The 23,813-nt window shown below is 71.7% G+C and carries 19 protein-coding genes; 14 read left to right on the forward strand and 5 right to left on the reverse strand.

The window, feature by feature from the left end; all coding sequences use genetic code 11:
• Nucleotides 1–47: 47 nt before the first annotated feature.
• From leuS to ACFY8U_RS19695, 7 genes are all read left to right on the forward strand, one after another.
• Nucleotides 48–2,930: a leucine--tRNA ligase gene (gene leuS, locus ACFY8U_RS19665; protein ID WP_389571720.1), complete on the forward strand. Its 2,883-nt coding sequence runs from the start codon at nt 48–50 to the stop codon at nt 2,928–2,930.
• A gap of 133 nt (nt 2,931–3,063) precedes the next feature.
• On the forward strand, nt 3,064–3,870 hold the full coding sequence (locus ACFY8U_RS19670; RefSeq protein ID WP_389571723.1) for a hypothetical protein: 807 nt from the start codon (nt 3,064–3,066) through the stop codon (nt 3,868–3,870).
• 70 nt (nt 3,871–3,940) lie between these two features.
• Nucleotides 3,941–4,786, forward strand: a complete 846-nt coding sequence (locus ACFY8U_RS19675) for a DegV family protein (RefSeq protein ID WP_389571726.1) — start codon at nt 3,941–3,943, stop codon at nt 4,784–4,786.
• A 368-nt stretch (nt 4,787–5,154) separates the two neighbouring features.
• Complete coding sequence (locus tag ACFY8U_RS19680) at nt 5,155–6,006, forward strand: helix-hairpin-helix domain-containing protein (protein ID WP_389571729.1); 852 nt, start codon at nt 5,155–5,157, stop codon at nt 6,004–6,006.
• Nucleotides 6,003–8,519 (forward strand): ComEC/Rec2 family competence protein, encoded by a 2,517-nt coding sequence (locus tag ACFY8U_RS19685; RefSeq protein ID WP_389571732.1) that lies wholly within the window; start codon nt 6,003–6,005, stop codon nt 8,517–8,519. The genes ACFY8U_RS19680 and ACFY8U_RS19685 overlap by 4 nt, the downstream gene beginning before the upstream one ends.
• Nucleotides 8,520–8,562: 43 nt before the next feature.
• On the forward strand, nt 8,563–9,213 hold the full coding sequence (locus tag ACFY8U_RS19690) for a winged helix-turn-helix domain-containing protein (RefSeq protein WP_389571734.1): 651 nt from the start codon (nt 8,563–8,565) through the stop codon (nt 9,211–9,213).
• Between the two features lie 3 nt (nt 9,214–9,216).
• Nucleotides 9,217–10,479, forward strand: a complete 1,263-nt coding sequence (locus tag ACFY8U_RS19695; RefSeq protein ID WP_389571737.1) for an MFS transporter — start codon at nt 9,217–9,219, stop codon at nt 10,477–10,479.
• A 22-nt stretch (nt 10,480–10,501) separates the two neighbouring features.
• Here the strand turns inward: ACFY8U_RS19695 and ACFY8U_RS19700 are convergent, their stop codons facing one another.
• Complete coding sequence (locus ACFY8U_RS19700) at nt 10,502–10,990, reverse strand: pyridoxamine 5'-phosphate oxidase family protein (protein WP_389571740.1); 489 nt, start codon at nt 10,988–10,990, stop codon at nt 10,502–10,504.
• A gap of 172 nt (nt 10,991–11,162) precedes the next feature.
• Here ACFY8U_RS19700 and ACFY8U_RS19705 point away from each other — a divergent pair, with 172 nt between their 5' ends.
• Complete coding sequence (locus tag ACFY8U_RS19705) at nt 11,163–12,068, forward strand: arylamine N-acetyltransferase (RefSeq protein WP_389572102.1); 906 nt, start codon at nt 11,163–11,165, stop codon at nt 12,066–12,068.
• Between the two features lie 15 nt (nt 12,069–12,083).
• On the opposite strand, the gene ACFY8U_RS19710 is transcribed toward ACFY8U_RS19705, so the two are convergent.
• Nucleotides 12,084–12,344 (reverse strand): hypothetical protein, encoded by a 261-nt coding sequence (locus ACFY8U_RS19710; RefSeq protein WP_389571741.1) that lies wholly within the window; start codon nt 12,342–12,344, stop codon nt 12,084–12,086.
• 38 nt (nt 12,345–12,382) lie between these two features.
• Here ACFY8U_RS19710 and holA point away from each other — a divergent pair, with 38 nt between their 5' ends.
• Nucleotides 12,383–13,369, forward strand: a complete 987-nt coding sequence (holA, locus tag ACFY8U_RS19715; protein ID WP_361594074.1) for a DNA polymerase III subunit delta — start codon at nt 12,383–12,385, stop codon at nt 13,367–13,369.
• A 600-nt stretch (nt 13,370–13,969) separates the two neighbouring features.
• On the opposite strand, the gene rpsT is transcribed toward holA, so the two are convergent.
• Complete coding sequence (gene rpsT / locus ACFY8U_RS19720) at nt 13,970–14,236, reverse strand: 30S ribosomal protein S20 (protein ID WP_137989361.1); 267 nt, start codon at nt 14,234–14,236, stop codon at nt 13,970–13,972.
• A gap of 185 nt (nt 14,237–14,421) precedes the next feature.
• Between rpsT and lepA the strand changes: the two genes are divergently transcribed.
• The 3 genes from lepA to hemW all read left to right on the forward strand — a co-directional run bounded on the left by lepA (nt 14,422) and on the right by hemW (nt 19,709).
• A complete protein-coding gene (gene lepA, locus ACFY8U_RS19725; protein WP_361594072.1) occupies nt 14,422–16,293 on the forward strand; it encodes a translation elongation factor 4 in 1,872 nt (623 codons plus the stop codon).
• A gap of 227 nt (nt 16,294–16,520) precedes the next feature.
• The gene (locus ACFY8U_RS19730) at nt 16,521–18,395 is read left to right on the forward strand and encodes an AMP-dependent synthetase/ligase (protein WP_389571745.1); all 1,875 of its coding nucleotides are present in this window, start codon (nt 16,521–16,523) and stop codon (nt 18,393–18,395) included.
• Between the two features lie 81 nt (nt 18,396–18,476).
• Entirely contained in the window at nt 18,477–19,709 is a 1,233-nt protein-coding gene (hemW, locus tag ACFY8U_RS19735; RefSeq protein ID WP_389571748.1) for a radical SAM family heme chaperone HemW, read from the forward strand.
• A gap of 251 nt (nt 19,710–19,960) precedes the next feature.
• On the opposite strand, the gene ACFY8U_RS19740 is transcribed toward hemW, so the two are convergent.
• Entirely contained in the window at nt 19,961–20,761 is an 801-nt protein-coding gene (locus ACFY8U_RS19740; RefSeq protein WP_361594066.1) for a DUF3097 domain-containing protein, read from the reverse strand.
• Between the two features lie 10 nt (nt 20,762–20,771).
• A complete protein-coding gene (locus ACFY8U_RS19745; protein ID WP_389571750.1) occupies nt 20,772–21,494 on the reverse strand; it encodes an MBL fold metallo-hydrolase in 723 nt (240 codons plus the stop codon).
• A gap of 152 nt (nt 21,495–21,646) precedes the next feature.
• Between ACFY8U_RS19745 and hrcA the strand changes: the two genes are divergently transcribed.
• Together hrcA and dnaJ are read left to right on the forward strand one after the other, a co-directional pair.
• Nucleotides 21,647–22,666 carry a heat-inducible transcriptional repressor HrcA gene (hrcA, locus tag ACFY8U_RS19750; RefSeq protein WP_361434985.1) on the forward strand — a complete coding sequence of 340 codons (1,020 nt, stop codon included), beginning with the start codon at nt 21,647–21,649 and terminating at the stop codon, nt 22,664–22,666.
• Complete coding sequence (gene dnaJ, locus ACFY8U_RS19755) at nt 22,667–23,806, forward strand: molecular chaperone DnaJ (protein ID WP_361594062.1); 1,140 nt, start codon at nt 22,667–22,669, stop codon at nt 23,804–23,806.
• The last annotated feature ends 7 nt before the right edge of the window (nt 23,807–23,813 follow it).

Here is a 23,813-nt window from a genome sequence, read left to right on the forward strand (position 1 = left end):
CAGTTCGCGGGCAGTGGGCAGAGACGATCGATGGAGCTTCAAGGATCATGAGCGAGATGAATTCGGCTGCCGAGACGGCGGCCCCGCATCGTTATACGGCGGCCATGGCCGCCGACATCGAGGCACGCTGGCAGGACTTCTGGGACGCCGAGGGAACCTACGAGGCGCCGAACCCGACGGGTGACCTGGCGGGTGATCCGGCGATCGCCTCCCGCCCCAAGAAGTTCATCATGGACATGTTCCCGTACCCCTCGGGCGCGGGCCTGCACGTCGGTCACCCGCTGGGCTACATCGCCACCGATGTCTTCGCCCGTCACCAGCGCATGACCGGCCACAACGTGCTGCACACCCTGGGCTTCGACGCCTTCGGCCTGCCGGCCGAGCAGTACGCCGTGCAGACGGGCACGCACCCGCGCGTGTCCACCGAGGCCAACATGGAGAACATGAAGGTCCAGCTGCGCCGGCTGGGTCTGGGCCACGACAAGCGCCGGTCGTTCGCGACGATCGACCCGGAGTACTACAAGTGGACCCAGTGGATCTTCCTGCAGATCTTCAACTCCTGGTACGACGACGAGGCGAAGACGGCCCGCCCGATCGCCGAGCTGGTCGAGCAGTTCGAGAACGGCACCCGTGACGTCCCCGGCTCCTCCACGCGCGCGTGGAGCGAGCTGAACGCCGCCGAGCGCGCCGACGTCCTGGGCGAGTACCGCCTGGCCTACGCCTCCGACGCGCCGGTCAACTGGTGCCCCGGCCTGGGCACCGTCCTGGCCAACGAGGAGGTCACCGCCGACGGCCGTTCCGAGCGCGGAAACTTCCCCGTCTTCAAGGCCAAGCTGCGCCAGTGGAACATGCGCATCACCGCCTACGCGGACCGCCTGCTGGACGACCTGGACGCGCTGGACTGGCCCGAGGCCATCAAGCTGCAGCAGCGCAACTGGATCGGCCGCTCCGAGGGCGCCCGCGTCGACTTCCAGGTCGGCGAAGCCGGCGCGATCACCGTCTTCACCACCCGCCAGGACACCCTGTTCGGCGCCACCTACATGGTCCTGGCCCCGGAGCACGACCTGGTCGAGAAGATCGTCCCGGACGCGTGGCCGGCCGGCACGCACGACGTGTGGACGGGTGGTCACGCCACCCCGGCCGACGCCGTCGCCGCCTACCGCAAGCAGGCCGCCTCCAAGTCCGACGTCGAGCGCCAGGCCGAGGCCAAGGACAAGACCGGCGTCTTCACCGGCGCGTACGCGACCAACCCGGTCAGCGGCGAGCAGGTCCCCGTCTTCATCGCCGACTACGTCCTGATGGGCTACGGCACCGGCGCCATCATGGCCGTCCCGGCGCACGACACCCGCGACTTCGCCTTCGCGCGCGCCTTCGAGCTGCCGGTGCGCTGCGTCGTCGAGCCGAGCGACGACCGCGGCACCGACCCGTCCACGTGGGACGACGCCTTCGCCTCGTACGAGGCGAAGCTGGTCAACTCCGCGAACGACGAGATCTCCCTGGACGGCCTGGGCGTCGTCGAGGCCAAGGCGAAGATCACGACCTGGCTGGCCGACCGCGGCATCGGCGAGGGCACCGTCAACTTCCGTCTGCGCGACTGGCTGTTCAGCCGCCAGCGCTACTGGGGCGAGCCCTTCCCGATCGTCTACGACGAGGACGGCATCGCGCACGCGCTGCCCGAGTCGATGCTGCCGCTGGAGCTGCCCGAGGTCGAGGACTACTCGCCCCGCACCTTCGAGCCGGACGACGCCGACACCCAGCCCGAGACGCCCCTGTCCCGCAACGAGGACTGGGTCAACGTCACGCTGGACCTGGGCGACGGACCGAAGAAGTACCGCCGCGAGACCAACACCATGCCCAACTGGGCCGGTTCCTGCTGGTACGAGCTGCGCTACCTGGACCCGAGCAACTCCGAGAAGCTGGTCGACCCGGCGATCGAGCAGTACTGGATGGGCCCCCGCGAGGGCATGCCCACCGGCGGCGTCGACCTGTACGTCGGCGGTGCCGAGCACGCCGTACTGCACCTGCTGTACGCGCGGTTCTGGTCCAAGGTGCTGTTCGACCTGGGCCACATCTCCTCGGCCGAGCCGTTCCACAAGCTGTACAACCAGGGCATGATCCAGGCCTTCGTCTACCGGGACGCGCGCGGCATCGCCGTGCCGGCGGCCGAGGTGGAGGAGCGCGACGGCGGCTTCTGGTACGCGGGCGAGAAGGTCACCCGCGTGCTGGGCAAGATGGGCAAGTCCCTGAAGAACGCCGTCACGCCGGACGAGATCTGTGCCGAGTTCGGCGCGGACACCCTGCGTCTGTACGAGATGGCGATGGGCCCGCTGGACGTCTCCCGTCCGTGGGACACGCGCGCGGTGGTCGGCCAGTACCGGCTGCTGCAGCGGCTGTGGCGCAACATCGTCGACGAGGCGACCGGCGAGGCGACGGTCGTCGACGCCGAGGACGCCGACATCGACGAGGACACCCTGCGCGCCCTGCACAAGGCCATCGACGGTGTCTCGCAGGACATGGCTGCCATGCGCTTCAACACCGCCATCGCCAAGGTCACCGAGCTGAACAACCACCTGACCAAGGTGGGCGGCCCGGTCTCCCGGTCGGTCGCCGAGCGCCTGGTCCTGCTGGTCGCCCCGCTGGCGCCGCACATCGCGGAGGAGCTGTGGCGCAAGCTGGGTCACACCGACTCGGTCGTCCACCAGGACTTTCCGGTCGCCGACCCGGCGTACGTCGTGGACGAGACCGTGACCTGCGTCGTGCAGATCAAGGGCAAGGTCAAGGCCCGGCTGGAGGTCTCCCCGGCGATCACGGACGCGGAGCTGGAGGCGCTGGCGCTGGGTGACGCGAACGTGGTCGCGGCGCTGGGCGGCGCGGAGATCCGCAAGGTGATCGTGCGCGCGCCGAAGCTGGTCAACATCGTCGCCGGATAACTCCCGCGGCGAGGCATGGGGGCTTTCCCCTACGGGCAGGTTGGGGGTTCCAAGGGAACCTCCTGCCTGCCCGTTCCGTTTACCGTGGAAGAACGACAGCCGAGGGAACTCGACACACGCCGGAGGGGCGCTCATGGAAGCCGCGATTGTGATCATGGCGCTGCTCTTCTTCGCCTTCGTGGCGTTGGGGGTCTACGCGACCGTGAAGGCGGTCAAGGCCGCCAAGCGCGGCGTCGACCGCACGATCCACCAGGCCAGGCGCACCGTCGAGGACACCACCCTGCGCGCCAAGAGCTTCGGGCAGACCGGGGTCGGCGGTGAACTGGCCCAGCTGCGGCTCTCACTGCGCACGTCGATGCGTGCGACGCAGGACGCCCTGCAGGCCGGTGTCGCCGAGGACGCCTCGCTGAAGGAGTCCCTCGACCTCTTCCATCGGCTCACCGCCCACGGCCGTGAACTGGACGAGGACCTCAAGCGCCTGGAGCGGGAACCCGACCGGGCGCGGGTCGCCGCACAGCTCACGGACCTGCGGGAACGCACGGAGCGGATCACGCACTCGGCCGACTCGCTGCGCTGGGCGGCCCGGGACCGGGCACGGCAGTTCGCGGAGGACGACCTGACCTCCCTGAGCGCGCAGATCGACCTGGAGGCGGGCGCGCTGCGCCACTGGTCGGGGGCTACCGCCCAGGACCCCGCCTCGGACGACTTCTCCTGGCCCGACGCGAGCGCCGCCGCGCCCGGAGCCGAGCGGGATCAGGTGTGGCCCGGCGAGGCCGATGGCCGGGCCGCGGCGTCCGCCGACGCGGACGGCGCGAACGCCGGGCAGCGCCCGGACACCGCGGCCCCGGGGCAGCAGCCGCCGCAGGCCATCACGGCACGCGATCCGCGCCGGACCGCCTACCCGTGGGAGAAGACGGCGCGCCCCGAGACCACCAACTGACATCGGTCCGGCGTCGCCGAACGCGGGGCCGGGCTGCCGCGGGGCCGCCCCTGCGGGTAACCTCCCGCTCATGTCCCGGCATGTCGCGATCGTCACCGATTCCACGGCCTACCTGCCACCCCAGACGATGGAGCGGCACGGCATCACCGCGGTCCCGCTCACCGTCGTCATCGGCGACAGAGCGCTGGAGGAGGGGACCGAGATCTCGGCCCGTTCACTGGCCCAGGCCCTCCAGAAACGACGGCCGGTGACCACCTCGCGGCCGAGCCCCGACGTCTTCGCGGCGACCTACCGCGCGGCGGCCGAGGCCGGGGCGCGGGGCATCGTCTCGCTGCACCTCTCCGGCGAGTTCTCGGGTACGTACGACGCCGCCGTCGTCGCCGCCAAGGACGCCCCCGTGCCGGTCAGGGTGGTCGACACCCGCATGGTGGGGATGGCGCTCGGCTTCTGCGCGCTGGCGGCGGCAGAGGTCGTGGACGCCGGCGGCTCGATCGACGAAGCGGTCGCCGCTGCCGAGAAGCGCGCCGCCGGCACCTACGCCTTCTTCTACGTCGACACGCTGGACTATCTCCGCCGGGGAGGCCGGATCGGGGCCGCGCAGGCTCTGCTCGGCTCCGCGCTCGCCGTGAAGCCGCTGCTCCAGCTCGACGGAGGGCGGATCGAGCTGCGCGAGAAGGTTCGGACGGCGTCGAAGGCGATCGCTCGGCTGGAGGAGATCGCGGTGGAGCGGGCGGGCACCGGAGCCGTCGACATCGCCGTGCACCATCTCTCCGCCCCCGAGCGGGCCGCCGTGCTGGCCGACCGGCTGCGGGAACGGGTGCCAGGGGTAGAGGAGTTGCAGGTCAGCGAGGTGGGAGCGGTGATCGGGGCGCACACGGGCCCGGGGCTTCTCGCCGTTGTCGTCTCACCCCGCTGATGGTCATGTCCCTCGTGTGAGTGACGGGTTTTTCCACAACTGGGCGTCTGTCCACGGAAATCGACGCGTCTCAGCGGATTCGGACGGATGTGCCTACCGTCCTGTCCATGGCTCTTCGTACACATCTCGCATCCCGTCCGCCGACGCGTGACTCCGCGCGTCGGACTGGTCGTCACTTCGGTCCTCCTGCCGGTCGTCATGCCGTGCGTCAGGCGGTGCCGCCCGCTGCTGCCCCCTCGGTGAGGAGGGCGGCGGCGTCCAGTGGTCCCGGTCGTGCGTCCGGATCGGACGGCCGTATCCGCGTCCGCGGGCGCGGTTCGCCTGCCGTGCGGGGCCGAGGCCGGGTGCGGGGGAGAAGCGCGGTCGCGGTGAGCGGCTCCGCCGTACGGCGCCGGGGCGAGCCGCTGTTTCTCGACGCGGCCCGGCCCGCCTTGCCGCTGCCCCCGTCGGAGTGGGGCGCGGCGGAGATCGCCGCACCGCCGGGCCGCCAGGAGGAGCGGGCGGTCGCCGGGTGGTGGGAGCGGCTGAGGCTCGCGCTGAGCGAGCGGTTACCGGTGTGGGTGCAGTCCCGGTGCGGCCTCGAACCGCGGACGCTGGCAGCGCTCGCCGTGGTGCTCGTCGTGGCGGCCGGTTTCGCCGGACGGTACTTCTGGACCGGGCGGCCGGAGGCGGTCAGGGCGCCGGAGATCGTGCGCGCGGCGCCGCCGCCGGGGAGCGGAGCGTCCCCCGCGGTCCCGGCGGCGCCAGCCCCAGGTCCGACGAGCGGAGCGCCGCCGTCGGGTGTCGTGGTCGATGTGAGCGGCAAGGTGCGGCGGCCCGGGGTGCTGACGCTGCCGGCCGGGTCGCGCGTCGCGGACGCGCTGCGGGCGGCCGGAGGGGTCCGGCCGGGGACCGATCTCACCGGGCTCAACCGCGCCCGGATCCTCATGGACGGCGAACAGGTCGCGGTCGGCGTGCCGGCCGCCGCCGTCGCGGGCGGCGGTCCGGGTGTGGGTACGGGGACGGGCCCCGCTCCGGGAACGCGGGCGGCTCCGCTGAGCCTCAACACCGCGACGGTGGAGCAGCTTGACACCCTGCCCGGGGTGGGGCCGGTGCTGGCCCAGCACATCGTCGACCACCGTACGGAGCACGGTGGATTCCGGTCGGTGGCCGAGCTGCGCGAGGTCAACGGCATCGGAGAGCGTCGGTTCGCCGATCTGTCACCCCTGGTGCGGCCATGAGTGCGCCCCACCGGCCCGGGGTGGCCGAGGCGCTGCCCGCGGTGTCCGGCGCGGATGAGGAGTCGGAGCGTGGGCGGCGCGAACGGGACGAGGGGCCGGTCGATCTCCGGCTCGTGCCACCGGCGTTGGCGGCCTGGGGAGCGGCAGCGTGGGCGGTGGGGGCCGCCGGATGGTGGGTGGTCGCCGGGGTACTCGTCTGCCTGGCGGGGGCGGCGGCCCTCGTCACGGCCCTCCGTGGGCGGCCCGGGTGGGCGCTGCGGGCCACCGCGGGCGGGGCCGTGCTCCTCTGCGCCGCCGCCGGTGCCGCTTCGGGCGGCTTCCACGCGGCGGACCTGACGCGGGGGCCGGTGCCCGGCCTCGCCGAGGAGTACGCCCGGGCGAGGGCGGAGATCACGGTCACCTCCGACCCCCGGCTCACCCGGGCCCGGGTCCGGGGCGACAGGACGGCGCCGGTCTCCGTCGTGCTGGACGCGGAGGTGTCCCGGATCGAGGTGGCGGGCGGGGCCGCGCACCGCACCAGAACCCCGGTTCTGGTGATCGTGCCGGCCGGAGAGACCCAGCGGGAGTGGCTGCGGCTGCTGCCCTCGACCCGGCTGCGGCTCACCGCACGGCTCGCACCCCCGATGCACCCGGACGACCGGTTCGCGGCGGTGCTCCGGGTCCACGGGGCGGGTCCGCCCCGGATCACGGGGCCTCCGAGCACCGCGCAGCGCACGGCCGGGAAGCTGCGGGCGGGACTGCGCCGCGCGACCGAGGGCCTCGACGCGGACGCCCGGGCCCTGTTGCCCGGGCTGGTCGTCGGCGACACCTCACGGATCGAGCCGGAGCTGAGCGACGCCTTCCAGGCCACGGATCTGACCCACCTCCTCGCGGTGTCAGGTTCCAACCTCACCATCGTGCTGCTCCTGCTCATCGGGCGGCCGGGTACGGCGATGCGGGCGGAACGCGGCGGGCTCGCGCCCCGGCTCGGAATCCCGTTGCGCTCCACCGCGCTCATCGGGGGAGGGCTGACGCTCGCCTTCGTCCTTGTGTGCCGACCGGACCCGAGCGTGCTGCGGGCGGCGGCCTGCGGCGCGGTCGTCCTGCTCGCCATCGGTACGGGCCGCCGCAGGTCGCTCGTCCCCGCGCTGGCGGCGGCGGTGCTGATCCTGGTGCTCTACGATCCGTGGCTCGCGCGGAGTTACGGATTCCTGCTCTCGGTCCTGGCCACCGGGGCGCTGCTCACGATCGCGCCGCACTGGAGCGATGCGCTGCGACGGCGCGGGGTGCCGGGGAGGCTCGCCGAGGCGCTGGCGGCGGCTCTGGCCGCCCAGGCGGTGTGCGCACCCGTGGTGGCGGTCTTCGCCGCCCGGGTGAGCCTGGTCGCGATCCCCTGCAACGTGCTCGCCGAACTGGCCGTCGCGCCGGCCACGGTCCTCGGGTTCGGGGTGCTCGCGCTGGCCCCGTTCTCGCTCCCGGCGGCGGAGCTGGTGGCGAGGGTCGCGGCCTGGCCCACGGGGTGGATCGCCGGTGTGGCCCGGGCCGGTGCGTCGCTGCCCGGAGCGGAGGCGGAATGGCCCGGCGGATGGTGGGGCGCGCTGCTGCTGGCCGGTCTCTTCGGCCTGGTGGTGCTCGGGGCGTGGAGGCTGCCCTTCCGGCGGAGGATCGCGGCGGGCTGTGCCGTCCTGCTGTTCCTGGCGGTGGTGCGACCGCCGCCGCTGACTCGGCTGGTCAACGGCTGGCCGCCGCCGGGCTGGGCCTTCGCGATGTGCCAGGTGGGACAGGGCGACGCGACCGTGCTCGCCGCCGGCGGCGGTTCGGCGGTCGTCGTGGACGCGGGGCCCGACCCGGCCCTGGTGGACCGCTGCCTGCATGACCTCGGGGTCAGCACGGTCCCCCTGGTGGTGCTGACGCACTTTCACGCGGACCATGTCACGGGGCTGCCCGGGGTGCTCAGGGGGCGGTCGGTCGGGGCGATCCAGACGACAGGGCTCGAAGAGCCCCGGGGACAGGCGGCGTTCGTGCGACGAACGGCCGCGGCGGCGGGAGTGCCCGTCGTGCGCGCCGGGCCCGGAGAGCGCAGACGCCTGGGCCCGCTGGAGTGGCAGGTGCTGTGGCCTCGGGTGTTCCCCGGGGCGTTGGGGGCGGAAGAGTCGGGTCCGAACGACTCCAGCGTCACGCTGCTCGTCCGGACCGAGCGGGGGCTGCGGCTGCTGCTCCTGGGGGACCTCGAACCGCCCGCGCAGCAGGGCCTGTTGCGTGCGTACCCGGGGCTCGCGCCGGTGGACGTGCTCAAGGTCGCCCACCACGGTTCCGCCCACCAGGATCCCGGGCTGATACGCGCGGTCAGTCCACGGCTGGCGCTGGTGTCGGCCGGCCGGGACAACCCGTACGGCCACCCCTCGCCCCGGACGGTCGCGGCGCTGCGGGCCGGGGGCGCGGAGGTGCTGCGGACGGACCGGGACGGCGCGATCGCGGTGACGGGGGCCGGGGCCGGGCTGGTGGCTGTGCCGAGTGTGCCGCGACCCTTCTAAACACATGCTTGTAAAGGAGTCTTTCTAAAGATAGCTTTACATCATGTCGGAGAACGAGACGGCGGCCACGCCGCCCGGCGACGAGCAGCAACGCAGCATCAGTCTCACGGACCCTCGCGCCCTGCGGGCCTACGCCCACCCGACGCGGATGACCCTGGTCGGACTGTTGCGGCGGAGCGGACCCTTCACCGCGACCCGGGCGGCCGAGCTGACCGGGGAATCGGTGGCCAGCTGCTCGTACCACCTGCGGATACTCGCCAAGTACGGGCTGGTGGAGGAGGCGCCCGGCGGCCGGGGGAGGGAGAAGCCCTGGCGCGCGACGGCCCGGTACACCGACTGGCCGGGCGACAGCGAGGACGCCTCGGTCGCGGAGGCGGCGGACGCGCTGAGCGCCGCGGTCGCCGAACGGTACTTCGAGCGGGTCCTCCGGGCCATGAAGGACCGGCACCGGCTGCCGAGGGAGTGGCGGGAGGCCGAGATGTTCGGCGACTCCCTGCTCTACCTCACGCCGGACGAGCTGGCCGCCTTCAGCCGGCGGGTCGACGAACTGCTGCAGCCGTACGAAGGCCGCGAGTCCGACGTCTCGCTGCGGCCGGAAGGAGCCAGGCCGGTCAGCGTGGTGCGCATCGCGTACCTGGACCGCGAGATTCCCGAGGAGATCCCCGAACTCCTCCGCGACGACGATGAGGAGTGAGCGATGAGCGTGGCGGAACGCATACCCGCGCTGCTGCGGGAGCGGACCTTTAGGCGGTACTGGACCGGCCAGACCGTCTCGCTCGTCGGCGACCAGATCTCCCTCATCGCGATTCCGCTGGCGGCCGTGCTCGTGCTCGGAGCCGACGCCGCGGAGATGAGCTGGCTCAAGACCGCCGAACTGCTGCCCGCGCTGCTGCTGAACCTCCCCCTCGGGGCCTGGGCCGACCGGCAGGCGAAGCGACGGCGCGCCATGATCGCGGCCGACCTCGCACGGGCCGCGCTGCTGCTGACGCTCCCCGCCGCCTATCTGCTCGACGCCCTCACCCTCGGGCAGCTCTACGTCGTGGCCTTCGGGGTCGGCGCGCTGGCCGTGCTCTTCGAGGCCTGCAACGCCTCGCTGTTCGTGGCGCTGGTCCCGCCCGAGCGCTATGTGCAGGCCAACTCACTGACCAACGGCAGCCGTTCGATGGCATGGCTGGCGGGCCCCAGTGCGGGCGGTGTGCTCGTGCAGGTACTGACGGCGCCCATCGCCATGGTCGCCGACGCCCTCACCTATCTCGTCTCGGCCGGATATCTGGCCCGGATCAGACCCGTGGAGCCCCCGCCGGCGCCTGTCGGCAAGGGGCACTTCACCGAGGGGCTGCGCTGGCTCGTCCGGGAGCGGTCCATGCGGGCGCTGTTCGCGGCCTCCGGGACGATCCAGTTCTTCAACTACATGTTCCACACGCTCTTCGTGCTCTACGCAACCGTCGAACTGGGCCTCAGCGCGGGTGTTCTCGGTGCCGTGCTCGGCGCGGGTGCGGTAGGTGGGCTGATCGGCGCCGCGTGCAGCGGGGCGGTCGTACGCCGCTTCGGGATCGGCCCTTCGATCGTGTTCGGCTTCGTCGGCTTCACCGCCCCGCTGCTGCTCATACCGCTCACCCAGGGCCCCACCGCTCTCGTCGTCGCGCTGATGTTCACGGCCGAGTTCCTGTCCTGCGTCGCCGTCATGATCGTCGACATCGCCGCGGCGTCGTACCAGATGGCGGTGATACCCGACGGCATCCGCTCCCGGGTGATGGGCGCCTTCCGCACCCTCAACCACGGCTTCCGCCCGGTCGGAGCGCTCGCCGCGGGGGTGCTCGGCACGGCCCTCGGGCTGCGTCCGACCCTGTGGATCGCGACCGTCGGAGGACTCTTCGCCGTGCTGTGGCTGCTGCCCTCGCCGCTCGCCCGCACTCGTGAACTGCCCACGCCCGCCGAGGATCCCGTACCCGCGGCCTGAGCCGTCTGGCCGTGGCCGGCCGTCAGACCAGCCACTCGCCGTCGCGCATCAGCAACCGCTCGGCCAGTTCGTTCTCCTCACGCCAGGCCTTCACCGACCTGGGGGTGACCCGGAGATAGACCCAGGCGGGCCGGTCGCGCGGATCCCAGGCCAGCTTGGCCGCGAAGGCGTCGCCCGAGGCCGTCGACAGGTCGGTGCCCTCCACCAGCTCGGCCGTGCCGTCGATCAGCACCACGTCCCGGGTGTGGCCGAGGCTGAGCCGGACCTCGCCCTTCGGGGTGAGATTACGGGCCGTGGGATTGGTCCGCTTCGTGCACAGCAGAAGAGTCCCGTGGTCGGGCAGCCCGTTCTGAACGTCCCAGGCGAAGGAGAGCGGCACCAAGCAGGGTTCGTCGCGGGCGGACGCGGTCGCGACCCAGAGGTCGTTGTCCTGGCGGAGGCGGGTGAGGACGTCCTCCTTGCGCTGCGAGCGGGGGCGGGGAAGAGGAATGGACGGGTCATGATCGGGCATGATCCGGACGGTAGTTGAAGGGGCGCGGGGGCGCCTCGGGCCGTGGGTCTCGGACATCGGACCTAGGACCAGCGACTCATGGGCGGCCCGAGGGACGTGGCGGCAGACTCGGAGCATGACCACTCATACCCAGCGGGCCTCGGACGCGGCAGTCACGGCGGGCGCGGCGGACATGGCGGAGGCGGCGGACGTACCGGTCGACGCGTATCTGCGGCGCATCGGAGCGGCCCGGCCGGACCGTCCCGACGTGGCCGCTCTGCGCGACCTGCATCTGCGGCACCTGAAGGCGGTCCCCTTCGAGAACCTGTCGATCCACCTCGGCGAGGACATCGTCCTGGAGGAGAAACCGCTGCTCGACAAGATCGTCGGGGCCGGCAGGGGCGGGTTCTGCTACGAGATCAACTCCACCTTCGCCGTCCTGCTGCGCGAACTCGGCTTCGCGGTCACGCTCCTTCAGGCACGCTGCTTCGGCAAGGGCGGCCGACTGGGCATCCCGTACGACCACATGGCGGTCCTGGTGGAGACGGCGGAGGAGGGGCGGTGGCTCGCGGACGTCGGGTTCGGCGACCACAGCCACTTCCCGCTGGCGCTGGACGAACGGGGCGACCAGCCCGATCCCGGGGGCACGTTCCGCGTCGTGGAGACCGAGGACGGCGACCTGGACGTGCTGCGCGACGGCGAGCCGCAGTACCGGCTGGAGCGGCGGCCGCGCGTGCTCGCCGACTTCACGGCCGGGGCCTGGTACCACCGCACCTCCCCGGACTCGCACTTCACCCGCTCCCTCGTCTGCTCCCGGCTCACCGAGGAGGGCCGGATCACCCTCAGCGGCCGCAAGCTCGTCACGACCGTGTTCGGCGGGGAGCGCCAGGAGCGGCTGCTCGACGGGGACGACGAGGTGAGGGCGGCGTACCGGGACCTGTTCGGCATCGAGCTCGGCGAGCTGCCGGCCGTACCGCCGTCGCGGGAACGTGGAGCCGCCGCCACCGCCACCGCTGCCGCGCCCACTGCCTCCGGCTCCGCCTCGGACGGCTCGGCCCCCGACGGCTCGGCCCCGGACGGTTCGGACCCGTCCGCGTAGGGGCAGTCCTGGTCCCTACGGTGCTTCCAGCCAGCCCTCGTACTCCGCGGCGAGTTCGTCGAGCGCCGCGGAGTCCAGCCGGCCGTCCGGGTCCTCCACGACCACCAGCCACTGCGCGTCCTCGGCGTCGTCCTCGCCGGCCAGCGCGTCCCGTACGAGCTGAGGTTCCTCGGCGACCCCGAAGCGGGCGGGAAGCTCTTCGGCGACCTCCTCGGCGGCGTCGCGGTCGGGCAGTACCAGTACGTGTCGTTCACTCACCTCGCCATTCTCGGGCATGGGGATCGCTGTCAGTGGCCCGTGGGATGCTGGACGGGATGGCCACCAGGAAGAATTCGAACGACGACCTTCTCGCCCCCGTCACGCTCGCCGTGGGCCAGGAGGACCTGCTCCTCGACCGTGCCGTCCAAGAGGTGGTGGCGGCCGCGCGGGCCGCCGACGCCGACACGGACGTACGGGACCTCACCTCCGAGCAGCTCCAGCCCGGGACGCTCGCGGAGCTGACGAGTCCGTCGCTCTTCGCCGAGCGCAAGGTGCTGGTCGTGCGGAACGCGCAGGACCTGTCCGCGGACACGATCAAGGACATCAAGGGGTACTTCGACGCGCCCGTCGAAGAGATCACGCTCGTGCTGCTCCACGCGGGCGGCGCGAAGGGCAAGGGCCTGCTCGACGCGGCGCGCAAGGCGGGCGCGCGGGAGGTGGCCTGCCCGAAGACGACGAAGCCCGCGGAGCGGCTGACGTTCGTTCGGCAGGAGTTCCGGGCGCTGGGGCGGTCGGCCACGCCCGAGGCGTGCCAGGCGCTGGTCGACTCGATCGGCAGCGACCTGCGGGAGCTGGCGTCGGCGGTGTCGCAGCTGACGGCGGACGTGGAGGGGACGATCGACGAGGCGGTCGTCGGGCGGTACTACACGGGGCGGGCGGAGGCGTCGTCGTTCAACGTCGCGGACCGTGCGGTGGAGGGGCGGGCGGCGGAAGCGCTGGAGGCGCTGCGCTGGTCGCTCTCGACCGGCGTCCCGCCGGTCCTGATCACCAGCGCGCTGGCGCAGGGCGTCCGGGCGATCGGCAAGCTGTCGTCGGCGCGGGGCGGGCGGCCGGCGGATCTGGCGCGGGAGCTGGGGATGCCGCCGTGGAAGATCGACCGCGTGCGGCAGCAGATGCGGGGCTGGACGCCGGACGGGGTGTCGCTGGCGCTGCGCGCGGTGGCGGAGGCGGACGCGGGCGTGAAGGGCGGCGGGGACGACCCGGAGTACGCGCTGGAGAAGGCAGTGGTCGCGGTGGCGCGGGCGGCGCGGCTTCGGAGGTAGGGCCTCCTCTCAGGCCCTCTCGGGCCTCCCGGGCCTCCCGGGCTCCGTCTCGTCCCGCCGCGGAGCGGCAGCTTCGCGCCGCCGGTGGGGCCTCCCGGGCTCGGTCCCGTCCCGCCGCGGAGCGGCAGCTCCGCGCCGCCGGTGGGGCCTCCCGGGCTCGGTCCCGTCCCGCCGCGAAGCGGCAGCTCCGCGCCGCTGCCCACGGCGCTCCCGCTCCGGCCCGTAGCGAGCCCACGCCAGCTGCGCGCCGTACTGCCGGCGCCCCGGTCCTGTGGGTTCGGGTACCTGCGCTGCGGCGGGCAGCGCCATACGCCCCCGGGGATTCACGGCTGCTTCGTGCCGCCGTCTGAGCGGTCCGCCCCCTGGGCGGGTGCCCCCGGCGGCGGCCCGGCCGGCGGCAGGTGCTCGTGGTGAGCGCTGGTCGGAGCGGGGGGTACGACTAAGGCCCCGGGCTCCTGGGGAAGGAGGTGGCGGGGCCTTGTCGTGGTGATGGTGGGCTCGTGCACGCGTGGCGAACGCGTATCGCGCACGAGTCCGGGGTGCCGGCTGGGAGCGGGAGAGAGGGCCCGCTGGGTCCCGTCCGGCGTTACATCAGAGGGCTCAGCCCTGCAGAGCGGCAACCTTGGTGGCCAGCGCCGACTTCTTGTTGGCGGCGGCGTTCTTGTGGATGACGCCCTTCGAGACAGCCTTGTCGAGCGCGCGGGAGGCGGCGCGAGAAGCCACGACGGCCTTCTCGACGTCACCCGCGGCGACGGCCTCGCGGGCCTTGCGGATCGCGGTCTTGAGCGACGACTTGACGGCCTTGTTGCGCAGGCGCGCCTTCTCGTTCGTCTTGTTCCGCTTGATCTGGGACTTGATGTTCGCCACGAAAAGAGCCTTTTCAGGTTCGGTGTTGTTTCTGAGGTGTGCCTCTTCGCTGAGAGGGCGTACGAGACACAGCTGTCCACGATATCAGGGCCCGTAACCTCCGCCCAAACCGAGCGGAGCCGCTCACTCGTGGGACCATGGAGCCTACGTATCGATCCGACCATCGCCCCGAGACGAGACCCTGCGTGCCCGCGACTCCTACCAACGTGCCTGAGCCGAGCCGTACCGACCCGGCGCTGATCCGCAATTTCTGCATCATCGCGCACATCGACCACGGCAAGTCCACGCTTGCCGACCGGATGCTCCAGCTGACGGGTGTGGTCGACCAGCGGCAGATGCGTGCCCAGTACCTCGACCGGATGGACATCGAGCGCGAGCGCGGCATCACGATCAAGTCCCAGGCGGTGCGTCTTCCCTGGGCGCCCACCGAGGGCGAGGGCCAGGGGAAGACCCACATCCTCAACATGATCGACACCCCCGGGCACGTCGACTTCACCTACGAGGTGTCGCGTTCCCTGGCCGCCTGCGAGGGCACGATCCTGCTCGTCGACGCGGCCCAGGGCATCGAGGCGCAGACCCTCGCGAACCTGTACCTCGCGATGGAGAACGACCTCACGATCGTTCCCGTACTGAACAAGATCGACCTGCCCGCCGCGCAGCCGGAGAAGTTCTCCGAGGAGCTCGCCAACCTCATCGGCTGCCAGCCCGAGGACGTGCTCAAGGTCTCCGCCAAGACCGGCCTGGGCGTCGAGGCGCTGCTCGACCGCGTCGTCGCGAACGTCCCGGCCCCGATCGGTGTGGCCGACGCCCCCGCCCGCGCGATGATCTTCGACTCCGTCTACGACTCCTACCGCGGCGTCGTGACGTACGTCCGTGTCGTCGACGGCCAGCTCAACAAGCGCGAGCGCATCAGGATGATGTCGACCGGCGCCACCCACGAGCTTCTGGAGATCGGTGTCTCCTCCCCGGAGATGACGCCGTCCGACGGTCTCGGCGTCGGCGAGGTCGGCTACATCATCACCGGTGTGAAGGACGTCCGTCAGTCCAAGGTCGGTGACACGATCACCTCCCTGAGCAAGGGCGCCACCGAGGCCCTCGGCGGTTACAAGGACCCGAAGCCGATGGTGTTCTCGGGGCTCTACCCGCTGGACGGCTCGGAGTACCCCGACCTCCGCGACGCCCTCGACAAGCTGCAGCTCAACGACGCCGCGCTGGTCTACGAGCCGGAGACCTCCGCCGCTCTCGGCTTCGGCTTCCGTGTCGGCTTCCTCGGCCTGCTCCACCTGGACGTGATCCGCGAGCGCCTGGAGCGCGAGTTCGGTCTCGACCTGATCGCCACCGCCCCCAACGTGGTCTACCGCGTGGTCATGGAGGACGGCAGCGAGCACACGGTCACCAACCCGAGCGAGTTCCCCGAGGGCAAGATCAACGACGTGTACGAGCCCGTCGTACGCGCCACGATCCTCGCCCCGAGCGAATTCATCGGCGCGATCATGGAGCTCTGCCAGACCCGCCGGGGCACGCTGCTCGGCATGGACTACCTCTCCGAGGACCGGGTGGAGATCCGCTACACCCTCCCCCTCGCCGAGATCGTCTTCGACTTCTTCGACCAGCTGAAGTCCAAGACGCGCGGCTACGCCTCCCTCGACTACGAGCCCACCGGCGAGCAGGCCTCCAGCCTGGTCAAGGTCGACATCCTGCTGCACGGCGACAAGGTCGACGCGTTCTCCGCCGTCACCCACAAGGACGCCGCGTACGCGTACGGCGTGCGGCTCGTCGCCAAGCTGCGTGAGCTCATCCCGCGGCAGGCCTTCGAGGTGCCCATCCAGGCCGCCATCGGCTCCCGGGTCATCGCCCGCGAGACCATCCGCGCCATCCGGAAGGACGTCCTCGCCAAGTGCTACGGCGGTGACATCTCCCGTAAGCGGAAGCTGCTGGAGAAGCAGAAGGAAGGCAAGAAGCGGATGAAGATGGTCGGCTCCGTGGAGGTCCCGCAGGAGGCCTTCATCGCCGTCCTGTCGAGCGACGACTCCGCCGGCGGCAAGAGCAAGAAGTAATCGGCTGATTAGCTGACTGATACATCGAACGGGTCTCCGCGCGGACAGTGCGGAGGCCCGTTCGGCGTTCGTTCTGTTATCAACCGGGTATGAAGAGGCGGCCGCCAGGCACTTACGCGCCGGACTTCGGCCATCTACTCTGATCCCCGAATCGAAGGTTACTCGCCAGTTAGAACGCACCGCCAGATCGCACCACCCGCAGGCATCGCCGCCGCCCGGAGGACGTCGTGAGCGACACACAGACCTTGATCGAGAACCGGCCGCCCTCCGTGGCGACCCTCTTCCTTGAGCGCGTCGAGCGGACTCCGGATGCGGAGGCCTATCGCTATCCGGTACCGGCCGTTTCCGGCCAGGGTCCGGACGAGTGGAAGTCGCTCAGCTGGGGACAGGCCGCCGAGCGGGTCTACGCCATCGCGGCCGGTCTGATCGACCTGGGAGTGCAGGCGGAGGAGCGGGTCGCCCTGGCCTCCTCCACCCGGGTGGAGTGGATCCTCTCCGACCTCGGCGTGATGTGCGCGGGAGCCGCCGTCACCACGATCTACCCGCAGACCAACGCCGAGGAGTCGGCGTTCATCCTCTCCGACTCCGATTCCAAGGTGCTGATCGCAGAGGACGCGGCGCAGGTCGCCAAGGCCCGCGAGACCCGCGCCGAGCTGCCCGGCCTCCACCACGTCGTCGTCATCGACCCGACGGGCGTCGAGACCGACGACTGGGTCCTCTCCCTCGCCGATCTGGAGAAGCGCGGCCAGGCGTACCTGGAGAAGCACGCCGACGCGGTCAAGGCGCGCGTCTCGGCCATCACCGCCGACCAGCTCGCCACCCTCATCTACACCTCGGGCACCACGGGCCGCCCCAAGGGCGTCCGCCTCCCGCACGACAACTGGTCGTACATGGCCAAGGCCATCGCCGCGACCGGTCTCGTCACCGGGGACGACGTCCAGTACCTCTGGCTGCCGCTCGCGCACGTCTTCGGCAAGGTGCTCACCTCCGGCCAGATCGAGGTCGGCCACGTCACCGCCGTCGACGGCCGCATCGACAAGATCATCGTGAACCTGCCGGTCGTCCAGCCGACCTACATGGCCGCCGTGCCCCGCATCTTCGAGAAGGTCTACAACGGCGTCGCCGCCAAGGCCCGCGAGGGCGGCGCGGCCAAGTACAAGATCTTCCAGTGGGCGGCCGGAGTGGCCCGCGAGTACGCCAAGGTCACCCAGGACAACTTCCGCCGCACCGGCACCGCCTCCGCGCCCTTCGCTCTCACCGCGAAGCACAAGGTCGCCGACGCGCTCGTCTACAAGAAGCTCCGCGAGGCCTTCGGCGGCCGGCTGCGCGCCGCCGTCTCCGGCTCCGTCGCGCTGGCGCCCGAGATCGGCTTCTTCTTCTCCGGCGCGGGCATCCACATCCTGGAGGGCTACGGCCTGACGGAGTCCAGCGCCGCCTCCTTCGTCAACCCGGGCGAGGCCTACCGCACCGGCACGGTCGGCAAGCCGCTGCCCGGCTGCGAGGTCCGGATCGCCGACGACGGCGAGATCCTGCTGCGCGGCCCGGGCATCATGGAGGGCTACCACGGCCTGCCCGAGAAGACGGCCGAGGTCCTGGAGGCGGACGGCTGGTTCCACACCGGGGACATCGGCGAGCTGTCCGCCGACGGCTACCTGCGGATCACGGACCGCAAGAAGGACCTGTTCAAGACCTCGGGCGGCAAGTACATCGCGCCGACCGAGATCGAGGGCCAGTTCAAGGCCGTCTGCCCGTTCGTCTCCAACATCGTCGTCCTTGGCGCCGACCGGAACTACTGCTCCGCGCTCATCGCGCTCGACGAGCCCGCCATCCTCGGCTGGGCCGCCGAGAACGGCCTCGGCGGCAAGGCGTACGCGGAGGTCATGGCGGCGCCGCAGACGCAGGCGATGGTCCAGGGGTACGTGGACCGGCTCAACGAGGGCCTGCAGCGCTGGCAGACGATCAAGAAGTTCCGGCTGCTGCCGCGGGACCTGGACGTCGAGCACGGTGAGCTGACCCCGTCGCTGAAGATGAAGCGACCGGTGGTCGAGCGGACGTACAAGGACCTGATCGAGGAGATGTACGCGGGGGCGCGGGAGGCGTAACCGCCGCGGGGCAGCCGGCCGTGGCCGGCCGGTTGTCCACAGGCCGGCGGCTTACCTCGGGCAGTACGGGACAATGGGCTCATGCCTTCCGTACTGCCCGATGGTGAGCCCATGCCCGAGGACGGGGTGCTGCCCGCGCACGCCCTGGAAGGGGCCGGGGAGCGGCCGCTCGGGTTCTATCTGCATGTGCCGTACTGCGCGACCCGCTGCGGCTACTGCGACTTCAACACGTACACCGCGAGCGAGCTGCGCGGTGCCGGAGGCGTGCTCGCCTCCCGGGACAACTACGCGGGGCAGGTCGTCGAGGAGATACGCCTCGCCCGGAAGGTGCTGGGCGACGACCCGCGGCCGGTGCGGACCGTCTTCGTCGGCGGCGGCACGCCGACGCTGCTCGCGGCCGGTGATCTCGTACGGATGCTGGGAGCGATCCGGGACGAGTTCGGGCTCGCGGACGACGCCGAGGTGACCACGGAGGCGAATCCGGAGTCGGTGGATCCGGCGTACCTGGCGGAGCTGAGGGCCGGAGGCTTCAACCGGATCTCCTTCGGCATGCAGAGCGCCCGGCAGCACGTCCTGAAGGTCCTCGACCGGACACACACCCCGGGGCGGCCCGAGGCGTGCGTCGCGGAGGCGCGGGCGGCGGGCTTCGAGCACGTCAACCTGGACCTGATCTACGGGACGCCGGGGGAGTCCGACGACGACTGGCGTGCGTCGCTCGAGGCGGCGATCGGGGCGGGTCCCGACCATGTCAGCGCGTACGCGCTGATCGTCGAGGAGGGAACGCAGCTGGCGCGGCGGATCCGCCGCGGCGAGGTGCCGATGACGGACGACGACGTGCACGCGGACCGGTATCTGATCGCCGACTCCGTCTTCGCGGAGGCCGGCTTCGAGTGGTACGAGGTCTCGAACTGGGCCACGTCGGAGGCCGGGCGGTGCCTGCACAACGAGCTGTACTGGCGCGGCGCCGACTGGTGGGGCGCGGGGCCGGGGGCGCACTCGCACGTGGGCGGTGTGCGGTGGTGGAACGTGAAGCATCCGGGGGCGTACGCGGCGGCGCTCTCCTCCGGGAGGTCGCCGGGGGCGGGGCGCGAGGTCCTCTCGGCGGAGGACCGGCGCGTGGAGCGGGTGCTCCTGGAGCTGCGGCTCCGGGAGGGCGTGGAGCTGGAGCTCCTGCGGCCCGTGGGCCTCGCGGCCGCGGAGAAGGCGCTCGCGGGCGGGCTCCTCGCGGCGGAGCCGTACGCGGCGGGGCGGGCGGTGCTGACGCTGCGGGGGCGGTTGCTGGCGGACGCGGTGGTTCGGGACCTGGTGGACTAGGGCGCCCGGGTGGGGCGGTGCCCCTGTGCAGGTGCCCCTGTGCGGGTTCGAGGAGCGCCGCCCCTGTTCCGGGGGCCCGAGTCGGCGCCGCCCCTGTGCCGGGGCCCGAGGAAGGCGCCGGCCCTGTGGGGTTGTGCCCACCCGTTCCGCCCTGCGGAACGATTGCCCACAACGGGTGGGGCTGAACGGCGCCCACAACCGTGTGGGGGCGCCGGCCGCTGAACGGCGCCCACAACGGGTGGCGGGTGGGGTCAGGGGGCTGTGACGAAGTCGATCAGTTCTTCCACTCGGCCCAGGAGCGACGGCTCCAGGTCCTTGTAGGTGTGGACCTTGGACAGGATGTGCTGCCAGGCCGCTCCCGTGTTCTGCGGCCAGCCCAGCGCCTGGCAGACGCCCGTCTTCCAGTCCTGGCCCCGGGGGATCACCGGCCATGCCGCGATGCCCACCGACGACGGTTTCACCGCCTCCCAGACGTCGATGTACGGGTGGCCCACGATCAGGACGTCCGGGGACGAGACCTGTGCCGCGATGCGGGACTCCTTCGAGCCCGGCACCAGGTGGTCGACCAGGATGCCCAGCCGTGCGTCCGCCGCCGGGGCGAAGTCCGCGACGATCGCCGGGAGGTCGTCGATGCCCTCCAGGTACTCCACCACCACGCCCTCGATCCGCAGGTCGTCGCCCCAGACCCGCTCCACCAGCTCCGCGTCGTGCCGGCCCTCCACGTAGATCCGGCCGGCCCGCGCCACCCGGGCCCGCGCGCCCGGGACGGCGACCGAGCCCGAGGCCGTACGAGTGGGGCGCGTCGGGGTGGCCGAAGGGCGGGTCAGCGTGACCACCTTGCCCTCCAGCAGGAAGCCCCGCGGTTCCATCGGGAACACGCGGTGCTTGCCGAAGCGGTCCTCCAGGGTCACCGTGCCCGCCTCGCAGCGGATCACCGCCCCGCAGAAGCCCGTGGAGACCTCCTCCACCACGAGGTCCACCTCCGCCGGTACCTCCGGCACCGGGGCGGATCGCTTCCAAGGGGGCGTCAGGTCCGGGTTGTAGCTGCGCATTCGGGCGACGTTATGCGACGGAGAAGCGCCGTGCCAGCTCATCGCGCTGGCGCCGTACGAAGGCCGCGTCCACCACCGCCCCGTGCCCCGGCACGTACACCGCGCCCTCCCCGCCCAGCGCCAGCAGCCGGTCCAGGGCCGCCGGCCAGCGTGACGGCAGCGCGTCCGGGCCCGCCTGGGGCTCTCCCGACTCCTCCACCAGATCGCCGCAGAAGACGACCTCCGGCACGCCGGGCACGAAGAGCGCCAGATCGTGCGCCGTGTGGCCCGGGCCGATGTTCGCCAGCAGCACCTGGCGGCCCCCCAGGTCGAGCGTCCACTCCCCGGAGACCGAGTGGTGCGGCGCCACGAGCATGTCGGCCGCCTCCGCGGCTGCCCACTCCTCCACCCCTTGCCGTACCGCGTCCTCCCGCAGCGCGTCCCGCTCCCGTCGCAGCAGCTCGTCCACGCCCACCGCGCCGAACACCTCCGCCCCCGCGAACACCGCCGTGCCCAGCACATGATCGAAATGGGGGTGGCTCAGTGCGATGTGCGTCACTCTCCGGCCGCCCGTGAGCGCCTCCGCCTGAGCCCGCAGCTCCGCGCCCTCGGCGAGCGTCGAGCCCGTGTCGTACAGGAGGACGGCCTCCTCGCCGATGACCAGGCCCACCGTGGCGTCCCAGCCGGGCAGCCGCCGCCTCCCCACCCCGTTACCGAGCCGCTCCCAGCCGTACTCTTCCCAATCGGCATCCATACCGCGACGCTATCCGCAACGACGCGACCTCCGAGCGGCCTCCTTGCCAGGAGCGATGCCCGCCGCCGTACACTGGCCGGGGGATTCCTGGCACTCGAACAGGGCGAGTGCCAAATGCGGAGCAACCGATACGACAGCTGGAGGTGTGCGCGATGCTCAGCGAACGCAGACTCGAGGTGCTGCGCGCCATCGTCCAGGACTATGTCGGGACGGAGGAGCCGGTCGGCTCCAAGGCGCTCACGGAGCGCCACAAGCTCGGCGTCTCGCCCGCCACCGTGCGCAACGACATGGCCGTCCTGGAGGACGAGGGCTATATCGCCCAGCCTCACACCAGCGCCGGACGTATCCCGACCGACAAGGGCTACCGGCTCTTCGTCGACCGGCTCGCCGGCGTCAAGCCTCTGTCGACGCCCGAGCGGCGTGCGATCCACAACTTCCTCGACGGAGCCGTCGACCTCGACGACGTCGTCGGGCGTACGGTCCGGCTGCTCGCGCAGCTGACCCGCCAGGTCGCCGTCGTGCAGTACCCGTCGCTGACGCGCTCGACGGTCCGGCACGTGGAGCTGCTCTCGCTGGCCCCCGCCCGGCTGATGCTCGTGCTGATCACGGACACCGGCCGGGTCGAGCAGCGCGTCATCGACTGCCCGGCACCGTTCGGCGAGACCTCACTCGCGGACCTGCGCGCCCGGCTCAACAGCCGGGTCGTCGGCCGCCGTTTCGCGGACGTGCCGCAATTGGTGCAGGATCTTCCGGAGTCCTTCGAGGAGACGGAGGACCGCGGCACGGTCTCGACCGTGCTCGCGACCCTGCTCGAAACCCTGGTGGAGGAGCATGAGGAGCGGCTGATGATCGGCGGCACCGCCAATCTCACCCGCTTCGGCCATGACTTCCCCCTCACGATCAGGCCCGTCCTCGAAGCCCTTGAGGAGCAGGTCGTGCTCCTCAAGCTGCTGGGCGAGGCCAAGGACTCGGGCATGACCGTACGGATCGGGCACGAGAACGCCCATGAGGGCCTCACCTCCACGTCCGTCGTCGCGGTCGGCTACGGTTCGGGCGACGAGGCAGTCGCCAAACTCGGCGTGGTCGGACCGACCCGCATGGACTACCCCGGAACGATGGGAGCGGTACGCGCAGTGGCACGTTACGTCGGACAGATCCTGGCGGAGTCGTAAGTGGCCACGGACTACTACGCCGTACTCGGCGTACGCCGCGACGCGTCCCAGGACGAGATCAAGAAGGCATTCCGGCGGCTCGCCCGCGAGCTGCACCCGGATGTCAATCCCGATCCGAAGACGCAGGAGCGGTTCAAGGAGATCAACGCCGCCTACGAGGTGCTGTCGGACCCGCAGAAGAAGCAGGTCTACGACCTCGGCGGCGACCCGCTGTCCGCGTCCGGCGGCGGCGGTGGAGCCGGTGGCTTCGGCCAGGGCGGCTTCGGGAACTTCTCGGACATCATGGACGCGTTCTTCGGTACGGCGTCGCAGCGCGGGCCGCGCTCGCGCACGCGCCGCGGCCAGGACGCCATGATCCGGCTGGAGATCGACCTCAACGAGGCCGCCTTCGGCACGACCAAGGACATCCAGGTCGACACGGCCGTCGTCTGTACGACCTGTTCGGGCGAGGGCGCCGCGCCCGGCACGTCCGCCCAGACCTGTGACATGTGCCGCGGCCGCGGTGAGGTCTCGCAGGTCACGCGGTCCTTCCTGGGCCAGGTCATGACCTCGCGCCCCTGCCCCCAGTGCCAGGGCTTCGGCACCGTCGTCCCGACCCCGTGCCCCGAGTGCGCGGGCGACGGACGGGTCCGCTCGCGGCGCACGCTCACCGTGAAGATCCCGGCCGGTGTCGACAACGGCACACGCATCCAGCTCGCGGGCGAAGGCGAGGTCGGCCCCGGCGGCGGCCCCGCCGGCGACCTGTACGTCGAGATCCACGAGGTCCCGCACGAGACCTTCCAGCGGCGGGGCGACGACCTGCACTGCACGGTCACCATCCCGATGACGGCGGGTGCCCTCGGCACGAAGGTGCCGTTGCAGACGCTCGACGGGGTGGAGGAGGTCGACATCCGCCCGGGCACCCAGTCCGGCCAGTCGATCCCGCTGCACGGGCGCGGCATCACGCACCTGCGCGGTGGCGGCCGTGGCGACCTGATCGTGCACGTCGAGGTGACGACGCCGTCGAAGCTCGACGCCGAGCAGGAGCGGCTGCTGCGCGAACTGGCGAAGCTGCGCGGCGAGGAGCGGCCGACAGGTCAGTTCCAGCCGGGGCAGCAGGGGCTGTTCTCGCGGTTGAAGGACGCGTTCAACGGCCGGTAGGACCGGT

Origin of the sequence: Streptomyces sp. NPDC012508 (assembly GCF_042902595.1) — a bacterium.
Classification (GTDB): Bacteria; Actinomycetota; Actinomycetes; order Streptomycetales; family Streptomycetaceae; genus Streptomyces.

What these genes read in the sequence shown, in the direction of transcription:
- ACFY8U_RS19745 (WP_389571750.1), bottom strand. Translation starts at nt 21,494, where the DNA reads ATGGATGCCGATTGGGAAGAGTACGGCTGGGAGCGGCTCGGTAACGGG.
- ACFY8U_RS19710 (WP_389571741.1), bottom strand. Translation starts at nt 12,344, where the DNA reads ATGCCCGAGAATGGCGAGGTGAGTGAACGACACGTACTGGTACTGCCC.
- ACFY8U_RS19670 (WP_389571723.1), top strand. Translation starts at nt 3,064, where the DNA reads ATGGAAGCCGCGATTGTGATCATGGCGCTGCTCTTCTTCGCCTTCGTG.
- hemW (WP_389571748.1), top strand. Translation starts at nt 18,477, where the DNA reads ATGCCTTCCGTACTGCCCGATGGTGAGCCCATGCCCGAGGACGGGGTG.
- holA (WP_361594074.1), top strand. Translation starts at nt 12,383, where the DNA reads ATGGCCACCAGGAAGAATTCGAACGACGACCTTCTCGCCCCCGTCACG.
- ACFY8U_RS19675 (WP_389571726.1), top strand. Translation starts at nt 3,941, where the DNA reads ATGTCCCGGCATGTCGCGATCGTCACCGATTCCACGGCCTACCTGCCA.
- leuS (WP_389571720.1), top strand. Translation starts at nt 48, where the DNA reads ATGAGCGAGATGAATTCGGCTGCCGAGACGGCGGCCCCGCATCGTTAT.
- ACFY8U_RS19740 (WP_361594066.1), bottom strand. Translation starts at nt 20,761, where the DNA reads ATGCGCAGCTACAACCCGGACCTGACGCCCCCTTGGAAGCGATCCGCC.
- ACFY8U_RS19695 (WP_389571737.1), top strand. Translation starts at nt 9,217, where the DNA reads ATGAGCGTGGCGGAACGCATACCCGCGCTGCTGCGGGAGCGGACCTTT.
- ACFY8U_RS19705 (WP_389572102.1), top strand. Translation starts at nt 11,163, where the DNA reads ATGGCGGAGGCGGCGGACGTACCGGTCGACGCGTATCTGCGGCGCATC.
- hrcA (WP_361434985.1), top strand. Translation starts at nt 21,647, where the DNA reads ATGCTCAGCGAACGCAGACTCGAGGTGCTGCGCGCCATCGTCCAGGAC.
- ACFY8U_RS19690 (WP_389571734.1), top strand. Translation starts at nt 8,563, where the DNA reads ATGTCGGAGAACGAGACGGCGGCCACGCCGCCCGGCGACGAGCAGCAA.
- ACFY8U_RS19700 (WP_389571740.1), bottom strand. Translation starts at nt 10,990, where the DNA reads ATGCCCGATCATGACCCGTCCATTCCTCTTCCCCGCCCCCGCTCGCAG.
- ACFY8U_RS19685 (WP_389571732.1), top strand. Translation starts at nt 6,003, where the DNA reads ATGAGTGCGCCCCACCGGCCCGGGGTGGCCGAGGCGCTGCCCGCGGTG.